Here is a 13,631-nt window from a genome sequence, read left to right as displayed (position 1 = left end):
GCATCCCCTCAGCCCGGTGCAACCGGCGGATCTCCGCCCAGTCCTCCACGCTCAGCACCCCTCACTAACGGCAAGGGGGTCCAGATTCACCCGTCGCCAAGGGGTCAGCTTTCAGCCGTCGTCAGCAGCTGCGCGCCGAGGCCGCGCGGCGAGCGCACTTCCAACGCATGGCCCTGCGCTCGGCACAGGTTCGACGAGGTCGGCGGGCGTCGTGATGGCCGTCGACAGAGTCGGCCCGGCAACAGGTTCTTGGCGGAGCGCAGTTGCCGGGCCGATCTCCCCCACCCACCAGCAGGTGACAGGAGAGTTCACGATGCTATCGCCGTCCCCTTCGGATTCGAAGACCGCGGAACCGATGCGCTCACGGCCGCGCGGGCCGAGCGCCCTGATGGAGCCGCCGTTGGCGGCGCTGCTGGTCGGTCCCGGGAGCTTGTCCGGGCCGCCCCTCCGGGTTCAAGGGCGCCTGCGGCGTCGCTGCGCGACCGGACTCCGTCCGGCCCTGGAGCCCGGAGACCTCTGCAGCCCGTCGGCGCCCGAGGCGCGGTGGAGGCAGAGGACGCCTCCACCTGCTGCCCCGGGGCCGATCACCAGCGGTCTCGGGGTGTCCACGGGCGCGGAGCCAGGCCGGTGAGTGCTGACCCGGTCCGGTCTCGCCCCTCCAACCCCACCGGAGGTCACGACATGCACAACACGCGCAGGGACGTCTGGTTCGACGCGCTCGCGCACACGGTGACAGTGGACGGCGACTGGCCGCGGTGCGCCGAGTGCGACGAGTACGGCTCCCACGAGGGCTGCCAGCCCGAGCAGCAGGACGCTGAGCGTGAGCAATCGGCGGTGGCGTCGTGAGCCGCGGCGGAACGACTGGCGTCGAACAGCGGGCGCCGCAGGTGGGTGACCTGGACCCGCGGTTGCTCGAGCCAGCGGGCCGGTCGGTGCTGGCGCAGGTCGCCGCCGATCACGACGCCCCAGTCGGGGCACGGCAGTGCCCCGGGTGCGGGTGGCCGCTCGGTGGCGGGCAGCGGGTGTGTCCGTCGCGGGCGCTCGCCCGGAGCGTCAGGGAGCGGGGGCCGGGTCCCGCGTGGCTGGTGCACCTGGCGGAAGACGTGCCCGGCGTGGTGGCGCCGCGAGTCGTGGCGGACCCCGCCGAGCGTCAGGCGGCCGAGGACGCGTTGCCGAGGCTGTTCGAGGCGCCGCAGCGGGTCGAGCAGGGGGAGGGGCAGCGATGACCGACACCACGTGGCGCCAGCGGGCCGCCTGCCGTGACGCGGACCCGGAGCTGTTCTTCCCCTCGGCCGAGGACGGGCCGATCCACGACGCCCAGGTCGCCACGGCGAAGGCCGTGTGCTCGCGCTGCCCTGTGCGCCGACCGTGCCTGACGGAAGCCCTCGAACGGATGCCCTACGGCGTCGCCGGCGGGGTCTCGGAGCAGGAACGACAGCAGCTCCGACGGTCAGGTGTGCGTGACGGCCGCTCGACGGGGCCGGCGTCCGGAGGTGCCCGATGAGCGGCCCCGACCGAATCCGATGTGCCGTCGCCGCGGCGGAGAACGGGTCGCAGTGGTGGGACCTCGCCGCCAGGACCCAGCGGGCGCGGCAAGGGGAGACCATCGACCACGGCGACCTCTACCGGCTGGCCTGCGAGGTCGTGACGACCCTGCGAACGCTCGATGACCCCGTGGGCGTCCTGGCCCGTCAGACCGAGGCCTACGGCGACGGGCGGCCCCTCCGAGACGACGATGGCTCGGACCCCGCCACGCGCCTCGAGTGGGCGGTCCTCTCGGCGGGCGCGCTACGCGCCGAGCTCTCGAGCGCGCTGGATCACGCCAACTCCTACTGGTCGGCCATCGGCCACATCGGCCTGGACCACCTCACCCACGAGCCGTGCGAAGGAGGCCGGCCATGAACCTCTCAGCCCTGATCTTCCTGGTGCTATTGATCGGCGCGGCCGCGATCGCATGGCAGCGCGGGAGCCGGTCCTACGCGGTCGGGTCTGCGGCCCTCGCGGTCCTACCGGGGTGGGCCTTCGCCACGTCGCTGGCCTGGCCGGTCCTCGTGATCGTCGGCGTCCTGCTGGTCGGCGCGGTCTGGCACCGGTGGGCGCGGACGTCGGCGACGGTCACCCGATGGTCGGCGCGGAGCCGCCGCAAGTCCGGTGTCGCGTCGACCCTCGATGTCGCCCGGCACGCCGGGAGCTTGGTGCACCGGCGGCGAGCGGTGACGGTGCGCCCGTCGCTGGCCGGGCTGACCCGATGGCAGCGGTGGCGCCTGCCGACCGGTGAGGCCGCCGTCGAGCTGTGCCGGGTCGGCGTACAGCGGGTGTGGGCGTCGGTCGAGGACGTCGTCCTCGTGTTCGGCGGACCGCGCACCGGCAAGTCCGGATGGCTCGCGGGCCGCATCCTCGACGCGCCGGGCGCGTTGGTCGTCACCTCGACGCGCACGGACCTGCTCGAGCTGTGCTGGTCGCTGCGAACCCGGCGCGGCCCGGTGTTCGTGTTCAACCCGGTCGGCATGGCCGGGCTCGCTTCCTCGATCACCTTCGACCCGCTGACCGGGTGCACGAACCCGGTGACCGCGGGGGAGCGGGCCACCGACATGGTCGCCGCGACCAGCGAGGGCAGCTCCGGAGATCGCTCCTACTGGGAGGGCCAGGCTCGGCGGGTCCTGGCCGCGCTGCTGCACGCTGCGGCACTCGGGTGCCTGACGATGAGCGACGTCCTCGCGTGGGTCGCCGACGCCGACCGCGCTGCTCGCGAGGTCCCGGCCCTGCTGCGTCGTTCCGGGGTGCAGGCGTTCGAGCAGGACGCGATGCAGTTCATCTCGACCAACGACCGCACCCGGACCTCGATCACCTCGACCCTCATGCCGGCGCTCGGCTGGCTCACACATCCCGCGGCTGCCGCGGCCGCCGCGCCGGGACAGGGGTTCGACGTCGCGTGGCTCCTGGCGCAGCGGGCGACGGTCTTCCTGCTCGGTGCCGAGGAAGCGCAGACGGGACCGCTGGTGTGCGCGCTGACCGGGCACGTTGCCCGCGAGGCCCGGCGCCTGGCCGTGCAGTTCCCGTCCGGGCGGCTCGACCCGCCGCTCACGCTCGCGCTCGACGAGGCGGCGCTGATCTCGCCGGTCCCGCTGGAGAACTGGACCGCCGACATGGGCGGGCGCGGGGTCACGATCATCGCGCCATTCCAGTCCCGCGCGCAGCTGCTCGCGCGCTACGGACCACACAAGACCGCGACGATCCTCAACAACACCGGCGCCGTGGTGCTCTTCGGCGGAACACGCGACCGCGATGACCTCCAGTTCTGGTCGACGCTCGCCGGTGAGCGCGACGAGCGGATCACGACGACCGACCTGCACGGCCGGGTCGCCTCGCGCACGGTCCGCAAGGTCCCGGTGCTCGAGCCGGCCCAGATCGCGAACCTGCCCCGCGGCAAGGTCGTGGTCATCCGCCGCGGCATGGCACCGGTCATCGGTCGCGCCCGCATGGCGTGGCGACGCCGCGACGTCCGCGCGAACCTGCGGCTCCGCACCGCGCCGCGGTTCCGCCGGCTCGACCTCCTCGCCCGACGTGCCCGGCGCCGGCTCTTCGCCACCGCCGTTTCCAGCGACCGGCCGTGGACCCGATGAGCCTCGACGACCGGTCCCACGTCACCACAGACGAGGTCGCCGCCCTCACCCAGCGGCTCCGAGACCTCTCGCGAGCCGTCGCCCGCGACTCTGCGCCGGCGGACGACTTGGAGGTGTTCGCCGACGACCGCGATGCCCTCCTCGCCCGCCTCCACCACGACCCGACCGATCAGGCGGAGGTCACCGTGCCCACACCCGACAGCCACCCCAACCCACGTAGCGAGGGTCCTCCCCGCAGGCCGCTCTCGGTTCCCGTTCCCGACGACCAGCTCGTGCAGGGCTGGATCGAGCTCTCCGGCGGCCTCCCGCCTGAGGAGGACGACGATCTCGACGGCGAAGCACGCCGCCAGCAGCTCGCGCGCTGGCATACCGACGACACCGCCGGCTACTGCGACGACCAGACTGCGGGGTGGGACCGGTGACGGGACGCACCCACAAGCCGACCGGCCCCGATGGTGCCTCCGGGGACGAGTACGCCCGCGCCGAGGCGCTGGCCGAGGTCGCCCGCGAGGTCGACGGGCTACGGCGGAGCCTCGACCCGCTCGCCAGCACCACCGAGCGGGTCGACGACCTCGCTCGTGCCGTCGCCGACCTCGCCGACACCGTGGCCGAGGCCCTCGCCTCGGCCGCCGCGCGCCCGCGGTCAACCCCTGCACCCTCGTGGCTGATCGCACCCACTGACCCGGACGCGGTCGCCCGGGTGCTCGGCGAGCTGTGCACCTGGCTGCACCGGGTGTACCTGCGCTACGGCGACGCCGGCGGCCTTCCGGAGTGCTGGCTCTGGCACCCCGAGGTCGTCGAGGAACTGCTCTGGCTGGAGTTCGCCTGGCTCACCGCCTACCAGGGCGCGGCCGCGTCGGTGGCGCTGGCAGGGGACTGGCACGACCGACAGCGGCCCGGGGTCGTCCGGCGGATCAAGGCCTACGCCGGGTCCTGCTCCCGCGAGCGCCACCAGAGCCGCGCGGGATGGTCGAGCGCTCCGCAGGGCGCGCTACCGGTCCCGGGCGTTGACGCCTGTACGTCAATCGCGGCGTGGTGGGCAGCAGCCCGCGACCAGCCCGCCCCGGAGCCGCCGCCGGACCCCTCAGCGCGCCACCGCGACCTCCTGTCCGAGCCCGGACCGCAGCAGCGCCCGGCGCCTCCCACCGCAGCGAACGGGGCGAGGCCGTGGTGACCGCGACCCCGGCCCCGGTCCGGGCAGTGTGGTGGCCGGGACTCGTCGTCGCGCTCGGAGCCGCGGTTGCGACGGCGCACGGCCTCTACGAGGTGGCCCTGGCCGCTCGCGTCCCCGGCGGCATCGCCTGGCTCTACCCGTTGATCACCGACGGGCTCGCCCTCGTCGCCTACGCCGCGACCGCGCGCCTCTCCGGGCACGCTGCCCGCTATTCGTGGGCCGTGGTGATCGTCGCCGCCGGGCTCTCGGGACTCGCCCAGGCTGTCTACCTCGCGAGCGGCGCCACCGTCGAGGCACCGGCCGTCCTCCGATTCGGCGTCGGCGCGTGGCCGGCCGTCGCCGCCGCGACGGTTGCGCACCTGCTCTACCTGCTGACCACGGCGACTGCCCTCCCTCGACCCGAGGCGACAGCCGAGCCCTGCCGTGCCGAGGACCGACGATCACTCGAGGTCGACCAGCAGCGGCCCGTTCAACAGGTGGCGTACAACCCTGTCCCCAATCACCCGCGTTCAACCGACGACCGTTCAACGCTGATCGGTGCCGTCGCGGGTCGCCCCGCCGCGTCGGACCCGGCTGACCGCGCCGCGTCCGACCCCACCGGCGACACCGGGGGAGGTGCCCCGTCACCTGCGCGCGATCGCGCGCGATCGGCCGCCCTACGCCTCGCCCATGGCTCCAGGACCTGGCCGACCGTCTCGGTCCTCGAGACCGAGGCCCGCGTCTCGCGAGGTACCGCCGCCACCGTGCTCAAGGACCTCCGCGCCCAACCGCCAGCAGTGCACCTGATCACCGAGCCACCCGAGCAGCACCAGGAACACGACACCGACGAGCACCACGACGAGCAGAGGACCCAGATATGACCGAGCCGACCACCACCACAACGAGCAAGACCACGACAACGAGCCAGAGAAGAAGAGCAAGAACAGCGACAGCAGAGAACCCACTCACCAGATCAGCGCACTACCCCAACAGGAGCAAGAGACCTAGAAGATCAACGCGAGCACACCTAGGCATCACGATCCGAGGGTCCAGGCCGGCCTCCGGCCGGCCGCCACGCGAAACGATCACCCCGGCTCGTCGCCGTGCAGCCCTCCCCTCGATCGCGAGGTCGTCCGGATGCTGAGCGTCTCCTCGGGCTACTCGCCGGACTACCTCCTCAAGGAAGTAGCCACCGGCCGCGAGAACTACTACACCGGTGCCGTGTCCGACGGCGAACCGCCGGGTCGCTGGTGGGGGAGCGGCGCGGAGGCCCTCGGGCTCACCGGGCTCGTCGAGGCCCAGGACATGCGTGCGCTCTACGAACGCTTCCTCGACCCGCGCGCCGACGGGTTCGCCGACCCCACCCGCTGGGACGAGGTCCCGACCCTCGGGCACTCCGGGCGCCGCTACACGAGTGAGGACGACCTCTACGCCGCCGCCCTTGAACGCGAGCCGGGCGCCGACGCTGAACGCCGCGCTGAACTCCGTACGGAGGCAGGCAAGGTCGCGCGGCACAACGTCGCCTTCCTCGACGTCACGTTCAGCGTTCAGAAGTCGGTCACCCTGCTGCACACCGCGTTCGAGGCAGAGGAGGTCAAGGCCCGCGCTGCCGGCGACGAGGACAGCGCCACGGCGTGGGGCCAGTACCGCCAAGCCGTCGAGGACGCGATCTGGTCGGGCAACAACGCCGCCCTGTCCTACCTGTCCGACCACGCCGGCTACGCCCGCGTCGGGCACCACGGCGGCGTTGCGGGGAGATGGGTCGACTCCCACGACTGGGTCGTCACCTCGTTCTTCCAGCACGACTCCCGCGACCACGACCCTCAGCTGCACATCCACAACCCCGTGCTCAACCGCGTGCAGGGGCCCGACGGCGAATGGCGCACCCTCGACTCCCGCGCGATCCACAAGTTCCGGGCCGCGGCCGCCGCCGTTGCCGAGCGCACCACCGAGGAACGCCTGACCCGGACGGTCGGCGTGCGCTTCGCGACCCGCCCCGACGGCAAGGCCCGCGAGGTCGTCGGCGTGGACCCCGAGGCCATGGACCTCGTCTCCACCCGCCGTCACGCCGTGTCCGCCCGCGCCGCCGAGCTCATCGACGCGTTCGAGCTGCGCCACGGTCGCGCGCCCAACGGGCTTGAGCGCGACCGCCTCGCCCGCCAAGCGACCCTCGCGACCCGCGCGGCGAAGTCCCACGACGGCGAGACCCGCGAGCAGCTCCTCGACCGGGTCGACGCCACCGTCCGCGCTGAGGTCACCGGGGGCCTCCGCGGGGTCGCCGAGGAGGCACTCGCCTCCCGACCGGAGGCTCCCGAAGCCATGTCCTGGTCCCCGGCCGCCGTCATCGAGACCGCACTCGCCGACGTCCAGTCCAAGAAGGCCGGCTGGACCCGCGCCGACCTCACCCGCTCGATCAACGACGCCCTGCCCGACCACCTCGGCCTGCTCGAGGCCACTGACATCGCGACGTTCCTCGACTCGCTCACCGACCACGCGCTCGAGCTCGCTGTCCCCCTCGACCCCGCGCGACCCGGAGACGCGGCCCTCCCTGACGCGCTGCGCCTACGCCACGGACAGTCCGCCTACGACGCTCCCGGCGCGAGGCTCTACGCCACCCCCGAGCACGTCCACACCGAGCGCGCCATGGTCGCCGCGACCACCACTGGCGGCGCAGCCGCGGTCCCCGGCCACGTCGCGGACCGCTTCGTCGAACAGCTCCGCGAGGCCGGGGTCGAGCTCGGCGTCGACCAGGCCGCCGCAGTGCGCGGAGTGCTCACCTCCGGCGCGCGCGTCGAGTCTCTCGTCGGCCCCGCCGGCACCGGCAAATCCTTCGTCGTCGGCACCCTGGCCCGCGCCTGGTCCGACCCCTGCCGCGTCCCCGCCGACGCGGCGCCACGCCGCGTGTTCGGTCTGGCGGCCAGCCAGGTCGCCACTAACGTCCTCACCGCCGAAGGTCTCACCGCGTGCAACGTGACGCGCTGGCTGGGCAGCCAGGACCGGCTCGCGAGCCGGCACCACGGCCTGGCCGTGCCCGAGGACGAGGCCTGGCGGCTACGGGCCGGCGACCTCGTCGTCGTCGACGAGTCCGCCATGACCGACACCGCGGCACTCGCCGCCATCCACGCCCACGCCGACGCAGCCGGCGCCAAGCTCCTGCTCGTCGGCGACCACCGCCAGCTCGCCGCGGTCGGCGCCGGCGGCGGCATGGACCTGCTCGCCACCAGCGGCAGCCGCTACGAGCTCACCGACGCGCGCCGCTTCGCGGCTGAGTGGGAGCGCGGTGCCTCGCTGCGCCTACGGGCGGGCGACGAGGCGGTGCTGCGCGAGTACCACCAGCACGGCCGCATCCTCGACGCGGGCACCCGCGACGAGGCCGAGACCTCCGCCGCCACCGCGTGGCTCGCCGACACCCTCGCCGGGCGCCGCTCCCTGCTGCTGGTCGACATGAACGAGCAGGCCGATCGCCTCTCCGCAGTGCTACGCGCCGAACTCGTCCGCCTCGGGCGCGTCGACGAGGCCGGCGTCGCGCTCGCCACAGGCACCTTCGCCGGGGTGGGCGACGTGATCCAGGCCCGCCGCAACGGCTGGGAGCTCATCGGCCACGAGGGCAACCGCCGGCCCCCGATCAACCGCGAGACCTACACCGTGACCGGCCTCCGCGACGACGGTTCCCTTGAGGTCCGCCACGGCAGCACCGGGCACGACGGCGCGGGGGAGCGGATGGTGCTCCCCGCCGATTACGTCGCCGACCACGTCGCACTCGCCTACGCCTCCACCGTCCACGCCGCCCAGGGCGCCACCGTCGACAGCACGCACTCCGTGGTCACCGGCTCGACCGGCCCGGCCGCGCTCTACGTCGGCATGTCCCGCGGCCGCAACGCCAACACCGCCCACGTCGCGACCGTGACCGAGGTCGACGACCCCGCCCGCGGCACCGAGCGTCACCGCCTGCACCGCGATCCTGTCGCCACCCTCGCCGGCATCCTCGACACCAGCGCCACCGCCGCGCCCCGCTCCGCGGTCGCCACCGCCACCGAGTCCGCCGAAGAAGCCGGCACCACCCGAACCGCGGCCGAACTGCTCGCCGATGCCGCCCAGCTTGCCGCCGCCGAGCGCACCGCCGGCTGGCTCGACCAGCTCACCGCCGAGGGCGTCCTCGGCCCGAAGGACCGGGCCGGTATCGCCGCCGAGGACGGCACCGCCTCGCTCACCCGCATCCTGCGCCGCGCGGAGATCGCCGGCCACGACCCGCGCCAGGTCCTGCACGACGCGATCGCCGACCGTCCCCTCGACGGTGCCCGCAACCTCACCAACGTCGTCCACGGCCGCATCCGCGACGAGCACACCTTTGACCCCGTCGGCGACACCTGGTCCGCCTGGACCCCGCGCACCGACAACGCCGAGTGGAACCAGTACCTCACCTCCCTCGCGACGGCGGCCGACCTGCGGGCGCAGGAACTCGGCGAGCAGCTCGCCGACAACGCCCCCGCTTGGCTCATCGACGCCCTCGGGCCCGTGCCCGCCACTCCCGACGAGCGCGACGCCTGGCAGGACAAGGCCGCCGCCGTCGCCGCCTACCGCGAGTCCCGCGGCTACGACGTAGACGACGACGCCCTCGGTCCCGCACCCGCACCGGGCCAGGCCGAGGCGTACGCGGCCTACCGCGCCGCGTGGCGCGCCCTCGGACGCCCCGACATCGACCGCGAGGAGCTCGAGCTCTCCGACGGCCAGCTGCGCGTCCGGGTCCGCGCCTACGACCGCGAGGCCGCCTGGGCCCCGCGCTACGTCGGCAACGAGCTCGCTGGCACCCGCCAGGCCGCCGACCATGCTCGCCAGAACGAGCAGCTTCGTCGCGCCGAGGCCCTCGCCGTCCCGGACGACTCCGAGCGAACCCGTCTCATCCGTGAAGCTGAGCAGGCCGCAGCCCTCGCCGGAACTCTCGACCAGCGCGCCGAGCAGCTTCACGAGCTCGACGACGCCCGCTCACGGTGGCTCGTCCACACCTCCGGTACCCGGGCCGCCGCCGAGCGCTCGAAGGCCGAGCTGGCAGCCCGGCACATCGACGACACCGAGCCCGAACGCCTCGTCACCGCTGAGGAATGGCTCGCCGCCCACCGCCAGGCTCTCGACGAGGACGAGCCGCACCGCGAGATCACCGAGGCCGACCTCGATCTCGCTGAGCACGACCGGGCGCCGACGGAGCACACGACCGACGAGGACCGCGCGTCGCAGGAGGCCGGCGAGCGGCCGGCGGAAGCCGAGCGCCGGGAGCGAACCCGTCCTGACGATGCCGAGGAACCCGAAGTCGTCGAATCGGTACCGGTCGTCGAATCTCCGGACCTCGACATCCGAGAAGAGGCCGTCAACGAGCCGGCACCCGTGGCCGAGGATGACGTTCGGGTCCCCAGCGCCGAGGAGACCGCAGCGGCGACGGAGCGCGCCCACCGCGCTCTGGCTGAGATGCGCGCCCGCGAGAGCGCCGACGTGAAAGAATCCGAGGAGCACCGCGTCGAGGAGCTCACCCGTTGGCACGCCGACGACGAACGCGCCGCCCACCACATGGACGACGCCGACGACAGCGCCGAGGACCTCGCGGACGTGGTCAACGCCGACGTCACGACGTAGCCGGAGCGGCTCCGGTCGCGGTCCTAACCGAGAGGTCGATGGGCGACGGACCCTGGCGGCGCCAAGCCCAGCGCAGCGTCGCGGCCACTGCCTCGCACCAACCCGGCCGTGACCGGATCAGGTCGGGCCGGCGCTCCTCGAGCAGCTCGGCGGCCAGGTACTCGGCCTCGATCAGCTCCTCGTACGCCACCACCGCCCGTCGCATCACCGGCGAACGAGCCAACGTCCCAGGACCCGTTGTGCTGCGCATCGGCGCCGCGGCCAGCCACCGGCAGGTCAGCGACACCCCGCCGGCGTACCAATCCGTCACGCCGTTGGCGCCCTGCTCATCGCCCCGTCGCGCCGCGGCCCGCCACACTGCGACGAACTCCTCCCGGGGTACGCGGACATTGCCGATAGGGATGCCAGCGATGTCGGCCTCGGTGACGTCCACTCCGCCTCCTCCGCGCCGTCAAGCTCGCCACTGACAGTGGCACGAGCAGGCGACTAGGGCCAGGTCGATCACGGACGCTGACCAGAAGGGCGCCCGAAGGACGACACCGACGCTTCTCCTACGCTGCCCCTCATGGCGAGCCCGTCGGTAGGCGAGGTCATCGATCGGGTGCGCGACGAGTTCGGCCCACGCTTCGTCCTTGCCCGCGTGGAGGCCGAGAACGAGGCTCGGCGTCTTCTCGATGTTAGGGCTGGCCGCATGACCCGCGAGGAGTTCGTGGAACTAGGGTCGGCGTTCAACCGCCACGAGGTCCAGGGGGTCGTGAAGCTCAACCGATTCTCACCGGCCTTCACGGGCTACTCGATCTTACGAGCCGCCGAGCGCATCGACGAGCTGAACGACGCGATGCGCGTGTTGTGGGGTCCGTCGGAGCCCGATGCTCTGACGCTGGTGGGCAGCGTTCTCCAGACCCGGAGCGAACTCCACGGCGCTGGCTCGTCGCTGCTGACGATGATGATGTACCTCCGCGATCCGGAGCGTTTCGGCATTCTCATCAACGCCACAATGCGCGGCCTACGGGTGGCGACGGCCGCCGACAAGCCCTACTCAGCCCGCAGCGGTGAGGGCTACGCGCGATTCAATGACGAACTCCTTGCCTGGCGGCGAACCTGGGACGTCGCTCCGCAGGAGCACGACGCCATCCTGACGGCCCTTCTTCGCGCGTCCCGCGAGGACGGAGGCGAGACCGCGCCCGATCCGGTCGTCGACCCGCCGGGCCCGTTGGGGACCTCACCGACCGCCGCGCCGACCACGAGTGCGGACGTCGCTCGCGCCTGCCACCTGCCGGTCGAGACTGTGGACGACTGGGTGGGAGCGCTCATGGAGGGACGGCTCCGGCAGGCGTTCTTCCACGGCCCACCGGGCACGGGGAAGACGTGGGTCGCCCGACACCTCGCGGCCCACCTCGCCAGCTCGCCCGAGCACGTCCGCCTCGTGCAGTTCCATCCCGCCTTTTCCTACGAGGACTTCGTGGAGGGGCTCCGGCCCGAGGTCGATCCCGGCTCCGGCGGGCTGACGTACACGGTGCGGCCGGGGCTGTTCCGCGCACTTTGCGCCGAGGCCGCCGCTTCCCCGGACGAGCGGTTCGTCCTCGTCGTCGACGAGATGAACCGGGCCGACCTCGCAGCCGTGTTCGGCGAGCTCCTCCTGCTCCTGGAGTACCGGGGGCAGACCGCCCGGCTCCCGTACTCGCAGGAGCCCTTCGGGGTGCCGGAGAACCTGCTGCTGCTCGGGACGATGAACACCGCCGATCGCAGCCTCGCGCTTGTCGACTTCGCCTTGCGCCGCCGGTTCCACGCCTTTGGTCTGCGCCCGGACCGGGAGGTCCTGTCCCACTGGCTCAAGGCCCACGACGACCCGTCCGACCTGCCCCTCCGGGTGTTCGACCTGATCGCAGAACGGGTCGGCGCGGACCCGGCGGCGCCCGGCCACTCCTACTGGATGAACAGCGACGACGCCGCGACGCTGGAGCGCACCTGGACCTTCCAGGTGCACCCCTACCTCGCAGAGCTCTGGTTCGACCGGCCCAATCGCCTGGAGGAGCTCGATCGGGAGGTTGGCCTCCTGCTCGGCGAGGGCAGCTGAGGTGCTCCGCCTCCGCGAGTACGCGCCCCAGGAGGCCGACCTCGCGCCCGAGGACCTCCGCGCGATCGTCGCGCTGACCCGCGGCGACGAGGCGCGGGTCTTGCAGTCGGTGACCCCGACAGGAACCGGGCGTCACGTCGTCGTTCCTGGGCCGTTCGTCGGGCGGCTCCGCCTACCCAGCGGACTCGTGCTCGACATTCGCAGCCGTTTCGACCTCGCCGAGCTCACGGCACTGCTCGCCACCTACGTCGGCGCGCCGTCCCTCCTCCGTGACGACCCCGTCCCCTCCGGTGAGGACGACGCGGGCCTCGTCGACCTCATCGCCGTCGCGTTCGTCGACGAGCTCGAGAGACTCGTCGGTCGCGGCCTGCCGAAGGGGTACGTCGAGCGCACCTTCACCCGGCCGCCGTTCGCTGGCCGGCCCGACGTCGTCACCCACCTGCGCCGACACGCCGGTCGCGCGGACCGCCTTGTCACCCGAGCGCAGCGGATCACCCAGGACATCGCGGTGAACCAGGTACTGGCCCATGCCCACGCCCTGTTGTTGCGAGCACCGCTGCGGCGCCCACGCACTCGTAGTCGGTTGACGGCGATGGTCCCAGCCCTCTCCGCCATCAGCCGGCCCGTCGACGTCGACCGCGCGATCCGCCTCGCGCGACCCCGGCTGCCCGCCCACTGCCGAGACGTGTTCGACCTCGCAGTGCTCGTCGTCCGCGGGACCAGCCTGCTTCCCGAGGGCGTCGACCGACAGGGGGCCGCCGTTCTGTTCCCGATGCCGAAGGTGTGGGAGGCGTACGTCGAGAAGGCGATCTCCGACGAGGCCCCTTCCGAACACCGCGTCGCTCGGCAGGTGCCCGTGCCGATCACTGAGCCGCCGGACCGCACAACCGGTCACGCCGACGTCGTGGAGTACGACGACGACGGCCGCCCGGTCGCCGTCTACGACGCCAAGTACAAGCACTTCGGTCGCCCGAGCACTGACGACCTCTTCCAGGTCTTCACCTACTGCCGGCGCCTCCGCTGCGAGCGCGGCGTCCTGGTGCTTCCGGGCCAGGGGGAGAGCTGGACCGTCGGGATGGGCGAGGTGACGATCGCGCTCCGCGGTCTGCCGGTCCTTGCGGCGCGTGGCGTGGAGTGAGATCTACCGGCCAAC

11 protein-coding genes are annotated in these 13,631 nt (G+C 73.0%); 10 read left to right on the top strand and 1 reads right to left on the bottom strand.

Annotation, left to right across the window (positions count from 1 at the left end; translation table 11 throughout):
* The first annotated feature begins 681 nt into the window (after positions 1–681).
* From PGB27_RS24140 to mobF, 8 genes are all read left to right on the top strand, one after another.
* Positions 682–846, top strand: a complete 165-nt coding sequence (locus PGB27_RS24140; protein ID WP_274202976.1) for a hypothetical protein — start codon at positions 682–684, stop codon at positions 844–846.
* A gap of 376 nt (positions 847–1,222) precedes the next feature.
* Entirely contained in the window at positions 1,223–1,504 is a 282-nt protein-coding gene (locus tag PGB27_RS24135) for a WhiB family transcriptional regulator (protein WP_274202975.1), read from the top strand.
* Positions 1,501–1,902, top strand: coding sequence for a hypothetical protein (locus PGB27_RS24130; RefSeq protein WP_274202974.1), 402 nt, complete (start codon positions 1,501–1,503; stop codon positions 1,900–1,902). Before PGB27_RS24135 ends, PGB27_RS24130 begins: the two co-directional genes overlap by 4 nt.
* A complete protein-coding gene (locus PGB27_RS24125) occupies positions 1,899–3,623 on the top strand; it encodes a type IV secretory system conjugative DNA transfer family protein (protein WP_274202973.1) in 1,725 nt (574 codons plus the stop codon). Before PGB27_RS24130 ends, PGB27_RS24125 begins: the two co-directional genes overlap by 4 nt.
* Entirely contained in the window at positions 3,620–4,045 is a 426-nt protein-coding gene (locus PGB27_RS24120; protein WP_274202972.1) for a hypothetical protein, read from the top strand. Before PGB27_RS24125 ends, PGB27_RS24120 begins: the two co-directional genes overlap by 4 nt.
* Complete coding sequence (locus PGB27_RS24115; protein WP_274202971.1) at positions 4,042–4,797, top strand: hypothetical protein; 756 nt, start codon at positions 4,042–4,044, stop codon at positions 4,795–4,797. Before PGB27_RS24120 ends, PGB27_RS24115 begins: the two co-directional genes overlap by 4 nt.
* Before the next feature lie 140 nt (positions 4,798–4,937).
* On the top strand, positions 4,938–5,657 hold the full coding sequence (locus tag PGB27_RS24110; RefSeq protein ID WP_274202970.1) for a hypothetical protein: 720 nt from the start codon (positions 4,938–4,940) through the stop codon (positions 5,655–5,657).
* Positions 5,658–5,913: 256 nt separating this feature from the next.
* The gene (mobF, locus tag PGB27_RS24105) at positions 5,914–10,401 is read left to right on the top strand and encodes a MobF family relaxase (RefSeq protein WP_274202969.1); all 4,488 of its coding nucleotides are present in this window, start codon (positions 5,914–5,916) and stop codon (positions 10,399–10,401) included.
* Here mobF and PGB27_RS24100 read toward each other — a convergent pair.
* Entirely contained in the window at positions 10,391–10,834 is a 444-nt protein-coding gene (locus tag PGB27_RS24100) for a hypothetical protein (protein WP_274202968.1), read from the bottom strand. The genes mobF and PGB27_RS24100 overlap by 11 nt on opposite strands.
* A gap of 132 nt (positions 10,835–10,966) precedes the next feature.
* Here PGB27_RS24100 and PGB27_RS24095 point away from each other — a divergent pair, with 132 nt between their 5' ends.
* Positions 10,967–12,478 carry an McrB family protein gene (locus PGB27_RS24095; RefSeq protein ID WP_274202967.1) on the top strand — a complete coding sequence of 504 codons (1,512 nt, stop codon included), beginning with the start codon at positions 10,967–10,969 and terminating at the stop codon, positions 12,476–12,478.
* A gap of 1 nt (position 12,479) precedes the next feature.
* Positions 12,480–13,616 (top strand): McrC family protein, encoded by a 1,137-nt coding sequence (locus tag PGB27_RS24090; protein WP_332843872.1) that lies wholly within the window; start codon positions 12,480–12,482, stop codon positions 13,614–13,616.
* The last annotated feature ends 15 nt before the right edge of the window (positions 13,617–13,631 follow it).

Origin of the sequence: Actinomycetospora lemnae, assembly GCF_028737315.1 — a bacterium.
GTDB lineage: Bacteria > Actinomycetota > Actinomycetes > Mycobacteriales > Pseudonocardiaceae > Actinomycetospora > Actinomycetospora lemnae.
The sequence above is the reverse complement of the archived record's forward strand: the minus strand, read 5'-3'. Positions and strand labels throughout refer to the sequence as shown.